This is a genomic window from Lysinibacillus parviboronicapiens (genome assembly GCF_003049605.2).
Lineage (GTDB): Bacteria > Bacillota > Bacilli > Bacillales_A > Planococcaceae > Lysinibacillus > Lysinibacillus parviboronicapiens.
This window is the reverse complement of sequence record NZ_CP073713.1, coordinates 3,938,621-3,960,103: the sequence shown is the minus strand read 5'-3', so window position 1 is coordinate 3,960,103 and position 21,483 is coordinate 3,938,621. Positions and strand designations below refer to the sequence as shown.

At 31.0% G+C, this 21,483-nt stretch carries 12 protein-coding genes and 2 pseudogenes; 12 read left to right on the top strand and 2 right to left on the bottom strand.

Features of this window, described 5'->3' with window-relative positions; translation table 11 throughout:
* Positions 1-238 precede the first annotated feature (238 nt).
* Positions 239-443, top strand: a pseudogene (locus tag C9J31_RS19150) (HIT family protein); the annotation flags it as partial.
* Positions 444-607: 164 nt separating this feature from the next.
* On the opposite strand, the pseudogene C9J31_RS23840 reads toward C9J31_RS19150, so the two are convergent.
* Positions 608-1,016 (bottom strand): annotated as a pseudogene (locus tag C9J31_RS23840) (penicillin-binding protein); the annotation flags it as partial.
* Between the two features lie 458 nt (positions 1,017-1,474).
* On the opposite strand from C9J31_RS23840, the gene C9J31_RS19145 reads away from it, so the two are divergent.
* The 10 genes from C9J31_RS19145 (at position 1,475) to C9J31_RS19100 (ending at position 18,950) form a co-directional block, all read left to right on the top strand.
* Positions 1,475-3,262 (top strand): type I restriction-modification system subunit M, encoded by a 1,788-nt coding sequence (locus tag C9J31_RS19145; protein ID WP_107949290.1) that lies wholly within the window; start codon positions 1,475-1,477, stop codon positions 3,260-3,262.
* Complete coding sequence (locus tag C9J31_RS19140) at positions 3,255-4,556, top strand: restriction endonuclease subunit S (protein WP_107949288.1); 1,302 nt, start codon at positions 3,255-3,257, stop codon at positions 4,554-4,556. The genes C9J31_RS19145 and C9J31_RS19140 overlap by 8 nt, the downstream gene beginning before the upstream one ends.
* A gap of 27 nt (positions 4,557-4,583) precedes the next feature.
* Positions 4,584-7,625 carry a type I restriction endonuclease subunit R gene (locus tag C9J31_RS19135; RefSeq protein WP_107949286.1) on the top strand — a complete coding sequence of 1,014 codons (3,042 nt, stop codon included), beginning with the start codon at positions 4,584-4,586 and terminating at the stop codon, positions 7,623-7,625.
* Positions 7,626-9,386: 1,761 nt separating this feature from the next.
* Entirely contained in the window at positions 9,387-9,587 is a 201-nt protein-coding gene (locus C9J31_RS19130) for a TIGR04540 family protein (protein WP_107949284.1), read from the top strand.
* Positions 9,588-9,664: 77 nt separating this feature from the next.
* Positions 9,665-11,629, top strand: coding sequence for an ATP-dependent nuclease (locus tag C9J31_RS19125; protein WP_107949283.1), 1,965 nt, complete (start codon positions 9,665-9,667; stop codon positions 11,627-11,629).
* Positions 11,626-13,572, top strand: a complete 1,947-nt coding sequence (locus C9J31_RS19120) for an ATP-dependent helicase (protein ID WP_193767015.1) — start codon at positions 11,626-11,628, stop codon at positions 13,570-13,572. Before C9J31_RS19125 ends, C9J31_RS19120 begins: the two co-directional genes overlap by 4 nt.
* Positions 13,573-13,647: 75 nt before the next feature.
* Positions 13,648-14,904 carry a hypothetical protein gene (locus C9J31_RS19115; protein ID WP_107949279.1) on the top strand — a complete coding sequence of 419 codons (1,257 nt, stop codon included), beginning with the start codon at positions 13,648-13,650 and terminating at the stop codon, positions 14,902-14,904.
* Positions 14,905-14,999: 95 nt separating this feature from the next.
* Positions 15,000-15,635, top strand: coding sequence for a S16 family serine protease (locus tag C9J31_RS19110; protein ID WP_238602037.1), 636 nt, complete (start codon positions 15,000-15,002; stop codon positions 15,633-15,635).
* A gap of 116 nt (positions 15,636-15,751) precedes the next feature.
* Positions 15,752-17,521 (top strand): DUF262 domain-containing protein, encoded by a 1,770-nt coding sequence (locus C9J31_RS19105; RefSeq protein WP_107949277.1) that lies wholly within the window; start codon positions 15,752-15,754, stop codon positions 17,519-17,521.
* A gap of 505 nt (positions 17,522-18,026) precedes the next feature.
* The gene (locus tag C9J31_RS19100) at positions 18,027-18,950 is read left to right on the top strand and encodes a hypothetical protein (RefSeq protein ID WP_107949275.1); all 924 of its coding nucleotides are present in this window, start codon (positions 18,027-18,029) and stop codon (positions 18,948-18,950) included.
* A 40-nt stretch (positions 18,951-18,990) separates the two neighbouring features.
* Here C9J31_RS19100 and C9J31_RS19095 read toward each other — a convergent pair whose 3' ends face one another.
* A complete protein-coding gene (locus tag C9J31_RS19095) occupies positions 18,991-19,176 on the bottom strand; it encodes a hypothetical protein (protein ID WP_107949273.1) in 186 nt (61 codons plus the stop codon).
* Between the two features lie 227 nt (positions 19,177-19,403).
* On the opposite strand from C9J31_RS19095, the gene C9J31_RS19090 reads away from it, so the two are divergent.
* Complete coding sequence (locus C9J31_RS19090) at positions 19,404-21,071, top strand: hypothetical protein (RefSeq protein ID WP_107949271.1); 1,668 nt, start codon at positions 19,404-19,406, stop codon at positions 21,069-21,071.
* The last annotated feature ends 412 nt before the right edge of the window (positions 21,072-21,483 follow it).

Here is a 21,483-nt window from a genome sequence, read left to right as displayed (position 1 = left end):
ACATCAAATCAGCAGTTATAAAGAATGAAGCTTGTTGAAGTATTACTAAAACACTCTATACACTTGCAGAAAAGATGATTCCAAAAAAAGTGTCGAATACATAGAATCAGCTATCTATAAGCTTTCTAAGTCAGACAGAAGCTAGAATTAAGATAAATAAAATTGTTTACTTCTGAACATTTGAATTAGGTAGCTATGTTGTATAATTGCAAATTTCGGGTTCGAAGAGTGGGTTATTATGGAGAACTGTTCATTATGTTTTTAGAGTTGGAACCGACACAAAATATCATCTTAAGTAATGAGTATTGCATGTTTTTACAATTAGGTCAGGCACGCATAAAGGTGTTCAGTTGGAAGGAGCAGGTATCATAGTGCCTAAAATACATAGAGAGACAGAATTTGATTTATCAGTAGAAGAATGGAATGCAACCTATACACTTCTTCATGTTGACTTGGAATAAAGATAGATTAAAACGTAGCTATAAATGATGATTCTTATAGAAAATCATAGCCCCTATTTTTCATTTCTGTATTGGGCTTTTTGTATTAAAGATTGATCATTTCAGAAATCAAATATTCAACTAAAGCACTCCGTTAGTTTAAATTACTATAGAAAAGTATCAGCCACTGAATTACTAACTTCTCTTAAATAGTAAAGGTAATTATCTCCACCATAGTTGTATCGTTTGTTATACATTTAGCTACAACAACATTGTATTCAGGAATCACTAGAAGAGTTGGTCCTGTTATTCCTAAAATTTGATAAGAACCTTTTGGAACACGTTCCCCAAGCTCACTATAAACAGCAGGAGCACCTTGTATATACCGAAATAATCCTTTTTGGGGAAGCATGTTATTTTTATAAATAGGGCTTTAAATTTGAGTTGCAATTTCAATCACATCTTTCGGAACAATTTGTTTCCCATTCATTAATCCTTTGTTTAAATGTAGATTTATCTCCATTGTGCAAACTCTCGTGCAGTCGTATGAAGGTTTGATTCAGTTCCATCATTAAAACGCCCCAATTAATAGGAACCCTCGACATAGTAATTTCTTTTACTAAAGTATCATTATCCTTAGTTTGCCAAGCTGTTTCCTTCATACCCAAAGGTAAAAAGACTCTTTCATTTAAAAGTTCTGGAAAACTCTTATTGATGGGTATATAATTTCATGGGAATATTAATAAAAAATATTTATTATAATTGTAATTGAAATTATCCATTTTATTTTGGGAATAATGGGATTTGTGATAAGACCTTTACTTACTTAGTAAGGTCTTTTCTTTTGTCTAAATAAGCATTTTAAAAAGAGAGGTATTACATTTCGTTATTTGAAAGAAGGATAAATTTTTTTGGTTCTATGAATACTTGTGTATCATGTCCACTGGTTTACATTATTTTTTCAAAATGATTATGAATATCTATTGCCAATTGTTACAATAGACTCAAATTAAAACATAAGGAGAAAGTGAAATATGTCTGGAATTAATAATGTTTCAATGGATCAAAAAGCGTCTCTAATCTGGAATAACGCAGATATTTTAAGGGGGTATTATAAAGAACACGAATATGGCGAAGTTATTTTGCCTCTTACTGTTATAAAAAGATTACATGATACGCTGTTACCGACTCGGGAATCGGTTATAAATACTTTTAATGATAATAGCATTCCTAAAGCTTTTCTAGATACAAAATTGAAGAAAGCATCTGGATTTGATTTTTATAATACTTCAAGTTGGACGTTTAGTTCACTGTTGAGTTCGAAGAATTTGGAGGAAAATTTTAATGAGTACTTAGACGGTTTTTCTGAAAATATTCAAGATATTATTGATAGATTTAAGTTCAGAGAAAAAATTAAAGAACTTGCTGATCCCGATATTAATATGTTGTTTCCTATTATACAGGAATTTAACAAAGATTCAGCAGACTTTAGTGCTGATAAAGTTTCAACTGATGAAATGGGATATGTTTTTGAACAATTAACTAAAAAGTTTTCTGAAGCAATTGGTGATGGAGCCGGGGAACACTTTACTTCGAGAGATGTTGTTGAATTAATGACAGATTTGCTTCTTGCAGGTGCAGAAGATGTGATTAATGGAGAAGGTGAAACAATTACAGTTTATGACCAAACTATGGGTACCAGCCAAATGTTAACAGTCATGGAAGATAGACTAGTGAATTTAAATAATACATTAAATGTTGAACTATATGGTCAAGAGTTGAACCCAATGACATTTGCAATTGCAAAAAGCGAAGCGTTAATTCGTGGGAAAAATCCAGAGAATATGAAATTTGGTGATACACTTTCTAACGATCAGTTTGAAGGATATGAATTTGATTTTTGTATTTCTAATCCGCCATTTGGTGAGCCTTGGAAGAAAGAACAATCTGTTGTTGAGAAAGAACACAGAGAGAAAGGATATGAAGGAAGATTTGGACCAGGAACTCCCAAAATCAGTGATGGTCAGCAGTTATTCTTACTTAATGGATTTTCTAAGTTAAATGAGAATGGTCGGATGGCTATTATTCAAAATGCATCTAGTCTATATAGTGGAGATCCGGGAAGTGGCCCTTCAAAAATAAGAGAATATTTTATAAAAAATGATTTTGTAGAAGCGATTATTGGACTACCAACGGATTTATTTTATAATACTGGAATTCAAACTTTTATTTGGATTATTTCAAACAATAAATCGGAAAATAGAAAAGGAAAGATTCAACTTATTGACGCATCTCGAATGTTCACTAAGCGTAAGAAAAATTTAGGTGATAAAAAAGTAGATATATTAGGAGAAGAAAAGGATTTGATAGTTCAAGCATATGGCGATTTTGCTGAGAAAAGTTACTCACTGACAAGCGAAAAATTTATAGAATCTAAGATTTTAGACAATGATTGTTTTGCTTATACCCGTATTATTCTTGAATCAGTTAAAAAGGACTCACAAGGGAATACAGTTTTCAAACTTAATAAAAAAGGCGAGAAGACTAATATTCCAGAAATTGAAAAAGAAGCTGAAAATATTCCTTTCGGTGAAGATATTGAAGAATATATTATTCGTGAGGTGTACCCTTTTAATCCAAATGCAAAGTGGAATAAAAAGCTTGATAAAATTGGCTATGAAATTCCGTTCACTCGCCTTTTCTTTAGATACGTAAAGCCTGAGGCCAGTGAGATTATTGCTGAAAGAATCAAGGTTCTCGAAGAAAGTATAATTCTTTCGTTTGAAAAACTGACAAATAAGGATGTGAAAGTAGATGAATAGTAAAGAGTCATCTTACCTTTCGTTCAAACGAAAATGGAGCTTACCTGAGGATTGGAAAGTGGTACCTTTTAAAACTTATTACTCAACAAACAAAGGACTATCAATTACAAAAGCAAATCTTGTTGAAAAAGGAATTCCGGTAATTAGTTACGGCCAAATTCATTCAAAAACTGGTATTTTTTTTGAAGCCGAGGGACTACCATTTGTTGATGAATCATATCTAAATAATTCTAGTGCTATTTTAGATAAAGGCGATGTTGTGTTTGCTGACACTTCAGAAGACATCGAAGGATCTGGTAATATTTCTATTAAGGATTCGGATGCTACGATTCTTGCTGGGTATCATGTCGTTGTTGCTAAACCCAAAAAAATAATCAATTACAGATACGCTGGGTATATGTTTGATTCATTTTCATATCGGAGTCAGATTCAATCGAAAGTTCAAGGGATTAAAGTTTATTCTATTACTCAAAAGATGATCTTGGATACTAAAATATGGATTCCGCCATTAGAAGTTCAAGGAAAAATTGCTAGTGCAATTGACAAAGATGTAACTATTATTGACGACATACTTGAGAATACTAAACTTTCAATTGAACAGTTAAAGCAATACAAGAAAAGTTTAATAACAGAAGTGGTCACAAAAGGAATAAATCCAAACATCGAATTCCAACAAAGTGAAATTGGTTGGGCTGAGAAGATTCCAAGGCATTGGAAGGTTAGACGGTTAAAAGAATTGTATCATGTAATTGATGAGAGAAATCTTGATGAAAATGCAACTCTACTTTCACTTTTCACAGCGATTGGTGTAAAACCAAGAAAAGAAATGGAACAAAGAGGAAATAAAGCGGTAACAGTAATAGATTATAAAAAAGTAGAAGTTGACGACTTAGTAGTCAATAAATTACTTGCATGGATGGGATCAATTGGTTATTCAGACTATGTTGGAGTTACAAGTCCAGACTACGATGTGTATAGAAAAAGAGAAAATGCCAATGTAAGTCGAAGATATTATAATTACTATTTTAGAGATACTGACTTTAAATCAGACTGCTATAAAGTAGGACGTGGAATAATGATGATGAGATGGAGAACTTACCCAGAACAGTTTCTTTCAATACTTGTTGCAAATCCTCCATTTGAAGAGCAAGAAGAAATTGCAGACTATCTTGATAAGAAAGTTGTTGAAATAGACAAGCTTATTGAATCAAAAACTAAAATAATATTAGAGCTAGAAAGTTATAAAAAATCTCTGATTTTTGAATATGTAACAGGTCGAAAAGTTGTTGAATAAACAGTAGAAGGAAAGTGGGGGAGTTAATTGGCAGACAATAGAGAGAAGGATTTTGAAAAGGATATCGAGAAATTTTTAAATCAAAATGGATGGAATTCTGAGAAATTTAATAACCTTAGTTTTAATGTCAAAAAAGGATATTCTCCAAGAATATTGTTGGAGTTTGTAAAGACATCTCAGCCTGAACAATGGGAAAAGTTACAAAAAGTATTTAAGCATGAGGCTGAAGAAAAATTTCTTTCAAATTTTGAAAGGCAAACACAGGACTATGGGTTATTAGCAGTTTTACGTAATGGTGTGAAGCTTACACGAGCAAATATACGTATTAAGACACTGATTGTTCCTGATGATGGAGAGAATGGTCGTAAGAAAATTGAAAAAAATATATTTCAGATAGTTCGGCAGTTTTATTATGATGGTAAAAATTCGATAGATACAGTGCTGATGGTAAATGGCCTTCCAATCATAGGCATTGAGCTAAAGACTCTACAAACTCATCAAACATATAAGAATGCGGTTAAGCAATGGAAAGAAAATCGTTCACCTAATGAACCTATATTTAGATTTAATCAACGGATGCTCGTATTCTTTGCAATGGATCCGTACCATATAGAAATGACTACTAAGCTAGAAGGAAATGAGACATTTTTCTTGCCTTTTAACCAAGGAAGTAATGGAGCAGGAAAAGTTGGTGGAGCAGGGAATCCGTCTGTTTCAAATCAATATCCTGTTCACTATCTTTGGGATGATGTTCTTAGACCTGAAATGATGTTAACTATTATTTCTGATTACATGAAGTTGGACTGGAAAGAAGATAAAAAATCGAAAACTAAGAAAATGGATAAGCTAATTTTCCCTCGTTACCATCAGCTTGATGTTGTCCGAAAGTTAGTGAAAGATGTTTATGCCAATGGAACAGGTATTAATTATCTGATACAGCATTCTGCAGGGAGTGGAAAGAGTAATTCTATCGCCTGGTTAGCTTATTCTCTAAGTCATATGCTAGATGAAAATCGGAATCCATTTTTTACATCAGTAATAGTCGTTACGGATCGTCGCGTATTAGATAGGCAATTGCAAGATACCATTAAAAGTTTTGAACAAACTACTTCTTTTGTAGAAACAATTGATAATAAAAAAGGATCGAGGGGGCTAAAACAAGCGATTGAGGATGGGAGAAAAATAATTATTACAACTCTTCAGAAGTTCCCTGAAATATATCAAGAATTAGATATTAGAAGTAATGCGAGATTTGCAATAATTGCTGATGAAGCCCATTCTTCTCAGTCAGGTAAGTCGGCGGAAAGCCTAAAAGTTGGACTTGGAGATCCTGAAGAACAATTAAGACTTTACGCAGAAATTGAAGGTGAGGAAGAAGCGAACAAACTGGATTACCAGGATGAATTAGTTCGTTCCCGTCTTGCTTCAGGGAAACAAGGGAATCTATCATTCTTTGCTTTTACAGCTACCCCAAAGAATAAAACTTTAGAAATATTTGGAACGAAAAGAGATGATGGAAAGTACCATCCATTTCATATTTATTCGATGAAGCAGGCTATTGAAGAAGGATTTATTCTTGATGTATTGAAAAACTATACAACGTATAAAGAAGCATATAAGATGGCAGAGAAGAGTGAAGAGTATAAGAAAGTCGATGCTAAACCTTCTGAAGTAAAGAAAGCAATTCTTAGGGCAAAAGACTTACATCCATATGTTATCAGTCAAAAAGTAGCTATTATAGTGGAGCATTTCCGAGAAAAAGTAATGCATAAAATTAATGGGAATGCTAAAGCAATGTTAGTTACTAGTTCTCGTTTGGCAGCTGTTCGTTATAAATTGGAAATAGAAAAATATATTACATCCAAAGGTTATACTGATATTAAGACTCTAGTCGCTTTTTCAGGTGATGTTATTGATGAAAGAGTTCCTTCTACAATCTTAAAACCATTTACAGAGCCTAATATGAATATAGGTCCGAATGGAAAAAATATTAAAGAGTCTCAAACTAAGGTAGTATTTCATGAGCATAATGAATATAAGGTTTTAATAGTTGCTATGAAGTATGATACAGGATTTGATGAGCCATTACTTCATACAATGTATGTAGATAAGAAATTACAAGGGATTAAGGCAGTTCAAACACTGTCACGAGTGAATAGAGTGATGAGAGATAAAAATGATACATTCATTTTAGATTTCGTCAACAATGCAGAGGATATAAAAAAAGCGTTTCAACCATATTATACGGAAACGGGCTTAGTAAATGAGACAGACGATGAAGGATTGGATAAGCTCAAATATAAAATGAGAGTATTTGGCGTTTATTCCGATGTAGATGTTGAGCAAGTATACGAACTGTTTAATATTAAAGTTGGTGAGGATTTGAATCGTGAACGACTTCATTCACTGCTTCTACCTATTCAAAGAGAGTATTTGGACATTCAGGATGAAGAAACGCAAAAAAATTTCCGATATGTTGTTCGTAAATTTGTAAGAGCATATCAATACACTAGTCAACTATTTCCACTTTATGATGTAGAGTTAGAAAAGGAAGCTGTTTTTGCTCGCGTACTTTTACCAGTATTGGAACTTACAACTAGCGATTCGGTTAATTTCGTAGATAAAATAGAACTCGATTCATATAAAATTGTACAGGATGTTAAAGAGCAAAAAATTGAACTTGAAGTTAAAGATGGTGAGTTTAAGGTTCCTTCAATAGATGCAGATCCTCGTCAAGAAGAAGAACCAGAAAAACTTGAGAAAATTCTTGAAGATATTAATTCTCGATTTGGTATTGGCTTAACTTCTCAAGACAAGCTAGTGGTAAAAAAACTTTGGGATGAAGCAGAGAAAGAAATGATGAAAGATAAAAGTGTCATCTCTGCAAGTAAGAATCCAATACAAATGTTCACTGCAACAGTAGTACCCAAGTTTATTCGACTAATTGCAGACTATGTGGAACGGAATAAAACAGCTTATGAAAAGATTTTTGATTCTAATGAAGGTATTAATCAGATTGCTACAAACTTTGCAGAAGATTTATATTCTAAACTTCATAAATTTTATTAAAATAAAGAATAGCAGAATGAGCCTCTGCTATTCTTTTGTTTCAAGTCTATTATTTTTCTTAGACATCCTACTCCATTCTCGAGATGTTATCTAAGCTTCTATTTGTTTTCTTTCTCGCTCTTTAAGTGATACGACAACAAATAGGTTTACGCACGCATGTATGAACACATATACCTGCTTCTAGTTCGAAGGTAAAAACGTGTCTGTGCACACATATAGGAATTTGTTGTACACAGTTGTCACAATTTCGACATATTCTTAGCGTGAAATAGTATGCCTTAGCAGTAAAAACGAGTGTGTTTAAAGGAGCAATTGGTTGGAAAATGAATCAGATATATGCTTAAAATGTGTAGTAACATGGCTATATGCATCCCATCAGATTTGGAGATCACTAGATAGCATTCCGTTGTTAAAACAGCGTTGCGTGCTTTTTCTTTTGACATTAGTTATGCAATATTTTATACAAATAGCTTAATCAATTGAAGTAGCTGTATTTGTGCTTGTAAGCCGAGTTCATCTTTTTGCATAAGTTCGAGTTTATTTCTTAACACTGTATATCAGAATTTTTCTGATTGGCTCTGAAACACTGGTGATGCTTTTTTGCTTCCGATATGTTTTTTCAATTTGAACGAGCATTAAAATGACAAATGCTATTTTTAATTTAAGTTGTATAACATTTATACAACTGTTATATAAGTTTAAAGAAAATTCAATAGGAAGAAAATGACCGAAAAAAACTACAATTAGATTCTTCCGATGAAAAAGCTCTTACAATTCAAAATAATGCAGCTATTATGCGAAAAAGTTGTAAATGTTATATAACTTATGCAAAAAACAATATAAGTTATATAACATTTATACAACTAAGCCATAGGGTGTTTCTCAAATATTAGTGCCGCATTTATATGAAAAATGATATAAGTTATACAACATTTATATAACATTTATACAACTGTTATATAAGTTTAAAGAAATTCAATAGGAAGAGAATGACCGAAAAAACTACAATTAGATTCTTCCAATGAAAAAAGCCCTTACAGTTCAAAATAATGTAACTATTATGCGGAAAAGTTATATAACATTTATATAACTTATGCAAAAACAATATAATTTATACAATATTTATACAACTTAAATCAAAAAGCTATAGGGTTCTCGAATATTCATGCCGCGTTTATATGAAAAGTGATATAAGTTATATAACATTTATATAAAATTGGGGGATTTATACTTGGTAGGATTTGACTGATAAAACTATTATTTGATTCTTCCAAGGATATTAAGCTTAATTAGAGCAGGAATTGTGTTAGAAACTTGAAAAAAATTTCGAAAAAAAGTTGAAAAAAATATTTCATTTTTTTATTAAGAGTCCTTTAGTATCAAGGGTTGAAGGGCATTTTCACTTCGGCAATATCCCCCTAACCAATCCCTTACACGTAAGAGAAATATTGCATTACTGAACTTGCTGCCATGGTTGAAGTTAAAATGGGAAAGTAGCTATGAGTGCTTGCCAAATTTAGTGACGTTAAGTAGCGGGATCGGCAAAAATGATTGAACCATACACTGGCTTGAAATCTGTAGAAGTTAATGAGCTTAGTTTCTTACATCATAGCTTGCTGATTCAATGTATATAATCAACATAGTAATGGTTGTGTATTTGATTTTGTACTTGAAGTAAACCTTTGATGAGAATAAAGTAAGAATAAGATATAAATATTTTACTAATAATGTAATTGAGGTGTTTCAGGCAAAGGCTATGTAATAGATGCGTATTGGCAAGAGGCGATAACTGAAGAAGAACTTATTTTAGATGTACATAGTATGTATTTAAATAACTCTGACAAGCTAATGAAGGATGGGATTTTTACAAAAATCGTTCAGCAGCAATGTGGAAAAAGAAGACTTGTTTTAATTATGAAAATTATGAAAATTAATAAGTGGAATAGTCTTGTAAGAGAGTAAATGATGGATGACAATGAAAATTGAATATTCATCTGTCTTAACAAGTGCTATAGGTATAAATGTATAGGAGGAGTAAAGTGCATATTTCAAAACTCAATATTTCAGGATATAAAAACGCGAAAGTAAATTCAGAAATTGAATTTAGTAAGGGCTTAAATATATTAGTTGGTGAAAATGGAGCAGGTAAGACAACAATTATTAATGCCTTAAGGTTAGCACTTAAAGAAAATGAATTTTCTTATATGAATATATGTGAAGATGATTTTTATGTTGCATTAGACAAATCATACATAGCCCCCAAAATTTCTATTGATTTAACATTTGAGGCATTGAATCAGGATGAACAAATAACTTTTCTAACTTGGTGTGATGAGAAATTTAAAGCACAGCTGCATTTAGAAGTAAATTCATCTCCAAATAGAAAGGGATACTATAAAAAGGAAATTTGGGGTGGAGCATCTAAAGCTAGTATTTTTGAAGAAGAAACGTATGAATACATTGATTGTATTTACTTGCCACCTCTAAGAGATGCAGAAGAAAAATTAATTAATGGAAGAAAATCGCGATTGGCTCAATTGTTAAAAAAGCAATATGGTGAAAATAAAGATACATTAGTGGAAAAAGTTTCAGCTTTTAATGAGCAAATCACAACTAATACAAATGGTGATTATAATGAAATGGAATCTGCTAGAAACAGTATAAACAAAAAGTTAGAAGAAGCTTTAGGAAGTAGGCTTGGTCAGAGCATTAATTTACAGTTTGCAGAAACTAACTTCAATCGAATTGTAGAAAGTATAAAAATGGTCTTTTTCCCAGGTGTTAAGCAAACGAATCAAGAGTTTTTTAGAGACATATCAGTAAATAGCTTAGGATACAATAATCTGCTTTATATAGCAACTGTATTTGCGGAACTTGAATTATTAAAATCTACAAATATGATGACGGTCTTATTAATTGAAGAGCCAGAAGCACATTTACATCCACAATTACAAATTAAATTTATTAAATATTTAGAAAATATAACAATTGAATTAGACAATATCCAAGTTATTGTTACAACGCACTCACCAGTATTAGCGGCATCTGTAGATTTAGATCATTTAAGTCACATTACATATCTAGATGAAAAAATAGTTGCTTCATCACTAAAAAATATTGATTTAGGTAAGAGTAAAAATTATCTCAATCGTTGGCTAGATATTACAAAATCTACTTTATTATTTTCAAAAGGTATTATTTTAGTTGAGGGGATAAGTGAAGCAATGCTTATTCCAACATTAGCTAAAATTGTTCTAGCGGAGTATAACTCAAAAAATACTAATGATCAATTGCCAAGTTCTTTAGAAGAAGCAGGAGTGTCTGTAATCAATATCAATGGTATTAATTTTACACATTTCATGAAACTATTTGCAAATTTTGAGGATGCAACAGGAATTCAGAAACTACCGATTTTTTGTGCAGGTATTACAGATAATGACCCAGCAAAACAAAAGGTAGAAATTCGTGATGATGATGGTGAATTAGTAATGAAGGGCGGCAACCCAGCGACGGAATTAAAAGAAGTTTATCCAACTGAACGAGTTTTAGGAGCTAATAGTGCATTGAAATTAAAAGAGGATATTAATAAAAGCGATTGGGCTAGATTATATAGTTCACCACTAAAAACTTTTGAATACGATTTATTGATGGAAGGCAATATTGTAATAATGACGGAGGTTCTTAAAGGTTTGTGGCCGTCTGAAGCAGGAAGTGTATTTAAAACATGTAAGGAAATTGTTGAACGAGATAATATTTATTCTGATATAAGTTTAAAGGCACAGGATGCAATATATACATTTACGCATATTGATGATGAGAAAGTTGGCAAAGGGATGTATGCTCAGTCTTTGACATCTTATCTTGAGGGGGAAATATGTGGGGTAAATAAATTAAATTTAGAAGCAAATGAAAAGTTACATAAAATACAAAAAAATTTTAAAGTACCTACCTATATTAAGCAGGCGATCATTTGGGCATGTAAAGGGGATGAATGGTGCGAATGAATAAACGGGAAATGGAACAAGAGATTTTGAAAGTTTTAGTAAGTGATCCAAATATTTCGGACGAATTTAAAAATTTTATCTTTGAAAAAGTACGAGAAAAAACTGAAGAACAATTACAGTATATTTTATCACCTATTATTCAGAATATATTTTTAGAAGCATGTGCAGGAAGTGGTAAAACAGAAGTGGTTGGTATGAAGGCGGCCTATGAAATAAATAGATGGAATAATCAAACAGGTGGATTAGCAATTTTAACATTTACAAACGAAGCTACTGAAATGATTCAAAAAAGGGTGAATCAATATTTAATTAGATTCTCGTTACATCCACACTATATTGGTACTTTAACGGGGTTTATTCATGGATATGTTTCACAAAAATTCGGAAGTAGGTTTATAAAAAATAGTAAATCGGAGGCTGATAAATCATATTCCCTAATTGAAAAAGATACATCAGTGTTTAATAATTCATGGCTTACTAAGTATAAGTTTGAAACTCCGTATTTTACTAACGTTGGAGGGAAGATTAATATTTATGCACATCAAGTATATTACGATAATAAAATAGAAGATTTCAAAATAAATTTATTCAATACTTCTGTAGCATTAAAAGAATATTATGAATCTAAAGTTTTTCAAGATTTTGTACAAGCTTTAAGAACAGAGAAACAGCAGCCTTGGCTTTTACAATATGACTATATTAAGGATCAATTTAAAGAGAATAAAGCAGCTTTCTATAAGGACGGTTTTGCAAATTTTGAAGATATGTACCATTTAGCATATTATGTTCTGAAGAATGATTCGTTTTTAGCAAAGCAAGTTGTTAAACGATTTCCTGTTATTATTGTAGATGAATGCCAAGATTTATCATGGCTTGAGCTGGCTATTTTAAAAATATTGGGTGATGCAGGAGCTACCGTACATTTTGTTGGAGATTTAAATCAAGCTATATATGAATTTAAAGATGCTGATCCTGAAGCTACATTAGAGGTTGTTGCAACTTTTAATTGTTTAAAATTAACGAATAATTTTAGAAGTCATGATTCAATTGTCAAGGTATCCAACAAAGTGGCATCTATTAGTCAAAAAATGATTGGGCATGCAACGTGTAATTTCGTTCAAGAGAGCGTTTGTTATTATGAATATAATGATGTTCAATCATTGAAAGATAAATATATAAAATTCCTTAAAGACAATAACATTGCCATTAAAAATTCCATAATGTTAGTCCGACAACAAAAATTAAAAGATACTATAGGAAATAGTCAAGAAAACCCACATCCAATCTTAGAGGCATTGCACCTTTGGAATAAGGGGGTTCCTTCCAAACAAATTCAGGCTCTCGAATTAGTAGGGCAGGGTCTTCAAAAATATTTTGGTATTACGAAAAACAAAAGAAGTTATTATTGTCCAGTGTCAATCGATTCATTATATAGATGGAGAATTTTTTTGAAGGAGTATTTAAATTTGTTTAATGAATATCCAGAGTTAATGACTTTTGATAATAAAACTTATGGTGAGTGGTACAAGCTGTTTAGGAAGAATGCAATCAGTATATTAAATAAGGCTTATAAAAATTTGAAGCAATATGATAAAGAGGACCGCGATTTTAGTAAGGTAAAGATTATTTGTCCTAGTGGAACGGCGAAAAATGAGATAACTTTTACTTCTATTACAAGCGATGATAACTACCCTAAAGTTAATACTATTCATATGGCTAAAGGAAACGAATATGATTCAGTGATGGTGGTATCTAGTGAAAGAAATACAGGGCAAGGGAATGGGCATTGGAAGAAATGGATAGATGGAAATGGAGAGGGGAGACGAATCGGTTATGTCGCAAATTCAAGAGCTAAGTATTCTTTAATATGGGCAGTACCGATTCTAACTGATGAAGAAAAGAGCTTGATAGAATCATATGGTTTTAAGCCTATTAAAATTTAAAAATACTCTTTTTTTTTTTCGAAGCTCTAAATCGTTTAAGCATTAACATTTCTTGAATATAGGAGGATGCAAAGCATGACAGATATATTTAAAGATCCAATCTTACATTACAAAAACTTTAAAATGGGAACAGAAATCGAAATTGCCGGTACATTTATTTATAATGGGATGAAAGAGCTTGAACAAATTAATATATTTGATATTGAAAGTGAAATGTTCATGCTTCTCTATAATTTAGCTGTTGGCATTGAGAGGTTACAGAAGGTAGCAATCGTATTATCTGAAAATATTGAGGATATTACAGATTTTGAGGATAGCTTGAAAAGTCACAATCATCAAGACCTACATAATCGTATTTTAAGAAATGATATTGATATTAGACTAAGCTCGAGGGAAAATGCTTTTCTACAATTATTAAGCAGATTTTATGATAAGCATAGATATGGTCGCTTTCATGTGTCAACGAATTTGAATGCAGAAAAGCTCGAATTATCGAGCTATATAAATCAGCATTACACTGGAATTTTCGAAGATGACTTTTTTACAGGTAGCATTAGAAATAACGAAGAACTTAAAGATTTTTTTGGTAGAGTCATTGGTTCAATTGCTAAAAAGTACTATTTAGCAATTAAACGTTTATCTAGACAGCAAAATTTATATACGTATGAAATTAGGTATGGGTCTAAGGCTGAAAAGATATTTTTACAGGAATTCAGGAAAGACTCATTACAAGTGCAAAATATAAACGAAAAAATAGCAGCTAAAGAGCTAATCGTTTATTTAATGAAGACGAACGATAAAAATCCTTTCATCCGATATATCAATAGTATTGAACCTTTAGATTTTGATATTGCATTGGCTAATGATTATCTTGAACAAGTTATAGCTGGAACAGTTTCCCAAGATTTAGTTAGTACCGTGGAATTTGAATACTTTGAGAATGGTTATTCTATAGAAAGAGTTAGGCAAATAGACTTAATAGGAAATAGTAATGTTCATTTTGATTTTGCACAAATTCATAGGTGCAACGATGTACTTAAGAGCTTTTTGAATGATGAAGTCGATAGCTATACTTTTGCAAATGTTTTTTTAGATGAAGTATCCTATTTAGATGATATTTATGGCAATAGCATTTTAAAGGAAATGCCAGAACTTTGTCGAAAATGCATTAAACAGCATGAGAATGGTGTAGATATGAAGAAACAATTGAAAAATCAGTTTCTTGAAATTTACGAAGAATTTAAAGAATTTTATTGTCTTCATGAATTTCAGCATGAAGAATCGAAAGAAATTATTCAAAAGGATAATTTAGAAACGGAGCAGCCGTTTTAAAAAACATATACTATACACCGAATTCCTTACAAGCCTCTAAAATTAGAAGAGGCTTTTTTGAGTTTTCGGCTATAATATAAGATGAGGTTATTCATTTGAATATTAAACAAATAGAATCTACATTACAGGATGCATTTAGTGAGCCGTTGAAAAGTGGCGAGCAGCATAAAATTGTATTCTGGGTAGATAAGGATCTCTATGTTGTAGGTCAAGCACTGACAGGTATGTTAGGTGTTTATAAATTAGAAAACCAAGTTGTCAGTGGCACAGGCAAGTTTGATAAAGCGGGTATAGGCTCTAATCGAGAGGTAAAAGAAAGCCTTGATACCGAATTCCGTTATTTCACTGCCAATAGTAAGAGTGTCAGCAGTTCGATTAGTACCAAGACGAAGGATTATTTAATGCATCTTACAGACTTACAGGGCATTGGATTAACTGCTCAGGTTGCAATTGCAGAATTAATCGGTCTTTGTTCAGGAGCGTTAGAGAAACCTGTACAGGAAGGTCTTGTGATTGTTGGAAATATGACAGTAGGTGGGACGATTTCGAAAGTAGAGGAATTAGCTAATATACTTCAAGTTTGTGTGGATGCAGGTGCAAAGAAAATATTGCTACCAGCACCATCAGCAGGGGACTTCTATACCGTTCCATCAGATTTAATTGTAAAAGTTCAACCAATCTTCTATTTAGATCCGATAGATGCGGTTTATAAGGCATTAGGGGTGAGTTGATTAGCTTTAAGTATTGGTGAATTAACGTTTTTTGATGATTAATATTTGTAAGTAGTAAAAGAATTAATAAAATTGTATTTAGTATTATTGGGGTGAAACAGAAAGGGGAATAGGAAGTGGCAACGACAATCGAAGTGAACAAACAAAGTGTTAAACAATTATTAGAAACAGGAAAAGTTAATAAGTTCATTATTCCTGAGTATCAACGTCCATATGCTTGGTCAGATGAACAAATTCAAACGCTCTTTGAGGACTTAGTAGAATATACAAAAAATAATAACGAAAGTACCTATTTTCTAGGGACAATTGTTTCTTATGAAAATGAGAATGGCGAACAAGAAATTATAGATGGTCAACAGCGAATTACCTCTTTGTTTTTATTACTACGTGCACTTTATTCAAAACTAAATTCAATGACAGAAACAAAAGAAGTTAAAAACTTTAAGGGACAAATTGAATCTGCGTTGTGGGAACAGGATGAATTAACTGCTGAGGTCGATTTCGAAAAAACACTTATTGAATCCAGAGTAATGAGAGACGAAGGAAACAAAGTTTTTTCAGAGATACTTATTACAGGCAAAGTTGAGAGTTTGGCTAAAGATAACTATTCGTTAAACTACAAATTATTTACAGAGCTAATAGAGAAGTATGCTACAAGTGAGCCAGAGTTGTTTTTCTGGTTCATTCGAAATGTACTAAATAAAGCGATTTTATTACCTATTACGGCAGATTCCCAAGATACAGCATTAACAATTTTCTCCACTTTGAACGATAGAGGATTAGCTTTATCAGATGCGGATATTTTTAAAGCTAAGATTTACAATCAGTTAGATACTAATGGGAAAGCAACTTTCATTGAGCAATGGCAAAAACTTGACGATGAAGCAACTAATGCGAATGAAAGTATTCAAAAACTGTTTTATTATTATATGTTCTATTTGAGAGCGTTAGAAAATGATAGAAATACAACAACACCAGGAATAAGAAAATACTATTCTAGAAATAATTTTGAACAGTTATACAAGAGCGATGTGATGACAAATTTGAATAAGTTACTTAACTTATGGCTTGTAGTGAATAATCGTGTAGAAATTGAAGATGAAGAATGGTCGAAAAATATTGAGATTAAACAAGTACTGGATATATTAACTTCATATCCAAATGAGTTTTGGAAGTACCCAGTTGTTATATATTATCTTAAATACAATGATTCGGACGGTTTCGAAGAACTATTTTTAAAATTTCTAAAGAAACTACTTGCAGTTTTGGCAGCAAGATATATAGTTACTCCGACTATTAACGCTGTTAAGAGAGGAATTTTAAATTTAAACTCCGAAATTATCAAATCTTCAGTTCCAGCATTTAACTTTCCGAGAGTAAGTGAACAAGAATTAAAAGATAAAATTAAACTCGCTCATCGTAATACAGTTCGAATGATATTAAAGATTCTTGCTTATCAAAATCAGAAGGACCTACTTCCTGAAAAGTGGGAAATAGAGCATATCTTGCCTCAAAAATGGCAATCAAATTATTTTCCAAGTAACTCTGATAGCGAAGTACAAGAATTGGTAGAACATATTGGAAATAAGATTCCTTTTGAGAAAAAACTAAACATTATTGCAGGAAACGGGTATTTTAAAAAGAAGCAACAAAGCTATGAAAAATCAAAAGTCCAGCTATTGCTTAATCTCTCTAACCAGTATAAGGATTGGGGATTAAATGAAATTCGAGAAAGAGACATTCGGATTTCTGATGAGCTATTAATCATACTTAATGATTGGGGCTTAAATCAATGTGAAATACCTAATCAGGAAGAATCCACTCCAGTTCCAACGGCTAAAGAATTAAAGATAATTGAAGAGCTTAAGAGAAAAGGTTTAATTTAAAGTGTACTGCAAATCACGTTGACTATCTTATTAACTGTATATATTCGATTTATCCAACTTATCTGATTTCCAATTAGATTAGCATGGATTAAAAAGAATACTAATAAACTTATAAGACAATATTGCCTAAAATAGAGGTCAGAAAATCCTATTCACAAAATATATTAGATTTCTATCCTACATCGTACATGGTGTAGGATTTTTTATTGCTCATTTTCTTCCAGGAAACAAAATTGTCTTGCTTTCACTAATCTATTAATCTTCTTCAGTCACTCCGTTTTTCCTCTCTTAAAATGTTAGCTAAATAACATTGAAAACTAATTTAGGTGTAAAGCATATTTTTTTGGAATAGTTTCTCTTTGAAGTTTGTAGAATGAAAAAGTTACTTGAAATACAAGCAGCTAAGAAAAATAAATAAGAGGCTGATTTGGCGTAAGAAAAAACGGCAATCCGTTGGGATACCTACGTTAATTAGAAATTCAGCTGCTTCAAAAGAGGATAAAATATGATACATACAGCGGAGTTATCAATCGTACTAGATAAAGAACATTTGCAATTTAGAGAGAATCACTATGGCACGGAACCGATAAACCAAATTTTACATATGCATATGATTAAAGGTATTAGTATCGTTGAATTTTCGAATAAGCCAATTGCATTTTGCAAGCTGGTAATAGATATTCCTTTGATTTTAAATAGAGGGAATGTGGACGAGAACGATTATGAGCAAGTTGAAAGCTATATAAGAAGAGCATTAAGCATCGTATATGGGGATGTGCTGTTATTCGAGCAGCACAATCTTAGTAGAATCGATTATCGATTTGATGTTGAGATTTCCAATGAAAATATTAGGAAGATTTACTTTGAATTATTCAGGAAGTTAAAAAAGAAAACGGCTCACTTGGAAAAAAAGATTTATTTTACGTCACAATATCATCAATGTAAAAGCATCCACATCATCTTCTATGATAAGGAACAAGAACGTGGAGATAAAAATGAACATGTAGAAAGATGGGAAAGAGGGGTGATGAGATTTGAGGTGAGCGTTGAAAAAAATCATTTGAAGTATAAAAAGTATAAAAAAGGTGAGCCACGGTTTTTAAAAGACTACTTTAAGAAAGAAAAATACGCCCACTATATGAACAACTACATTTTGAATATTTGCCCAACAGGTGATTTCTATTCTTACGCGAAGCTAGAAGCAATAATTGCTTCACTGGATTTATCAACTAGAGAAAAATTGCAAATGAAAGAAATTGTGAAATGTGTTTCTAAAGGAAGCTTAGACACGGCAGCTGAAAAATATTCAGCTAGCACATATCGAAAGTATTTGAAGCTGTTCAATGAGCATGGAATAAATCCGATCACGATCCCACCTAAGTACAAGCTGAATTATTTAGAAAGCTTAGTGAAGCAAGCGGTTTTATGAATAGGCGGAATTTCTTCAGTAAAACGCAAAATACCATCGCCTAGTATGTACTAAGCAATGGTATTTTTAGTTTGCAATTAGCATGGTCTTTTGAAATATTTAATAGATCGAATGCCATTGAAAGAATGATTTTTTTCATGTCTGTACTTATTATTTCACCATTGTAAAAGACATCTTGCTCCAGCAAAAGCGATTGCAATTCTAATTTACCAGCTACTACGTTCATTTCTACGATTCCTTTCCAATTGTCATGAAGACACCATTTTTATTTGATTGTTTACTATAAGCAGGGGGTTATTGATATATTCCGTTTTTGAGGAATTACAGCAAGAAAAAAAACTGCTAAATACGATTTTGGTTTGCAGATATAGATACCATCTTATAACCAAATAATTTTATAATGGTATAATTTAACTAGAACTTATATATAGAATACAGTAGGAGGGAATAAAATTGTTTGATAAGAAAAAGAGTTATTTTAGCTATTTATTTAATTTACAGAGCGGATTTGCTGCTTTAATGGTTTTATTCATATTATTTTTTAATAACTTTAACTCTATAGTATATTTGAATTTACTTTTTAGGGAGATTAGGAATGGAACATTATATCAAACTATAGATAAAAATTTTATTTCGTTTATTAATGGTGAAAGTATAGAGTTTATTAATAAAAGTTTTAATTTACTTAATGAAATAGCTCTTTTTTTAATAGTTATACTAGTAGCCTATTATGTTTTATATTTTGTCAAACAATATTTAGGTGAATTTAGAGATAACAATAAATTATACTTCTTAGTTTTATTTATATTTAAAGATAAATTAATTTTAAGGGGAGAAAAAGAGATTTTTAAAAAATTATTAAAATATGTTATAAAAGTTTTACTTATTAACCTCCCATTTATTATTGGTATAATTCTATATAATAACAACGAAATAGGGTTTCTATTTTTAATAGGAATAGTAATTGTCTATTTAATTTATGAAAAATTAGATTGTAATCTAATATTAAGAATGTGTTATTTAAATGTAGTAATATCATTTATTTTAGATACTGTAATTATCTTGAATAACATAAGTTTTAACGATATATTGAGTATTGCAGTACTGATAACAATAATTAAACTTTTTGCTTCAACATACTCAGTAGTTTCTTTAACAACTTTGTTATTATACATATTGTTTTTTTTAATTCGAATCGAATACAATATAGCGAGAATTTCCAAAAGGTATATATGTATAAATTTTTCGAAGATTAATTTTAAATCTAAAGAGAAATTCAATGAGGATTTATCAATAGAATTTAAAAATAGAGAAATAATAAAGAAGTCTAAAAGGATGAAAAAAAGGAAGGAATTATTGTATTTTAGGAATTTGGAAAATTTAGTAATAAGTATTTATTTAACAATTTATTTAACTTTATTAATTTTTATTTGTGCAGTATTTAATTTCGAAATTTTTAATAGTTTATTAATAACGTCATTTTTATTTATTTTTATTCGGTTTTTAACCCGTGGTTATGAAATAATTAAAGCATTTTTTAAAGATGCTACTTCTAACGACTTAAAATTATCTAGTTTAACTTATATAGATAGAATTAAGCTAGTAATTAAAAGTTTATTTGAAATTGCAATATATTCTACATTATTGAAGGCTATATATTTTTCTTTAAATAATGGCTTAGAATTGTCTTCAAAAACTATTAAAGACAGTGTAAGTTTTCTTTTTGAAAGTTTTTCAATACAATTCTTTAACATATCATATAGTATTGAAAATGGTTTGTTATTCGCTATAATTCATATTGTTCAAATATTAATATCAGCTTGTTTAATTTTATTATGTATAGCATTATATAGCGGTAGATCGGTAGCAACTTCATTCTATTATATAGAGAAAAATAGTAACAATATTTTTTATTTATACGAAGAACTTTTAGGTAATGGTCAAACAACTGCCAAAAGAATTTTGCAATTTAATTCTATTGGGAAATTAAATGAACTTTGGGGAAAAAATGATGTATCAAGTGATTTATATAATATTGCAATTCATGAATATGAAAATCATAAATTGTGGATTCAAGAAAATAAAGAATTAAAAGAAGAGATTCTATATATAAAAAGATAGAAAGTGTTCTCGCTTGGAGATTTCTTTCTATTTGAAATCTAAATAATCTACAAAATTCTGTATCGTCTCCGACTTAATCTTCTTAGTCATGTGAATGTAAATGTTCATCGTCATATGTTAGGTAGTGGGTGTTTGATACTCATACAGAAGATGTATTAGGGTGTTTGTTAGGCAATAAAAAGAAGCTAGTTTCCCTGTATGGAGATTTATAATATGGTGTTGACACGTCTGGCTATAATCTGGCTAATAATAATTTAAAGTGCTTGAAAACGTTGATATGACTAGGTTTATAAGCAATTAGTTCAAATCCCCGCCGTCTCCATAATGAAATTTTCTAGAGTTGTCTAGAGTGGCTGTGTGATTTTAAGTATATCTTTGCCGCGTTGGCAAGGGTATACTTAATTTTATTTTA

Excerpts from the sequence above, each read along its gene's own strand:
- C9J31_RS19140 (WP_107949288.1), top strand. The coding sequence starts at position 3,255 with ATGAATAGTAAAGAGTCATCTTACCTTTCGTTCAAACGAAAATGGAGC.
- C9J31_RS19145 (WP_107949290.1), top strand. The coding sequence starts at position 1,475 with ATGTCTGGAATTAATAATGTTTCAATGGATCAAAAAGCGTCTCTAATC.
- C9J31_RS19115 (WP_107949279.1), top strand. The coding sequence starts at position 13,648 with ATGACAGATATATTTAAAGATCCAATCTTACATTACAAAAACTTTAAA.
- C9J31_RS19100 (WP_107949275.1), top strand. The coding sequence starts at position 18,027 with ATGATACATACAGCGGAGTTATCAATCGTACTAGATAAAGAACATTTG.
- C9J31_RS19120 (WP_193767015.1), top strand. The coding sequence starts at position 11,626 with ATGAATAAACGGGAAATGGAACAAGAGATTTTGAAAGTTTTAGTAAGT.
- C9J31_RS19095 (WP_107949273.1), bottom strand. The coding sequence starts at position 19,176 with ATGAACGTAGTAGCTGGTAAATTAGAATTGCAATCGCTTTTGCTGGAG.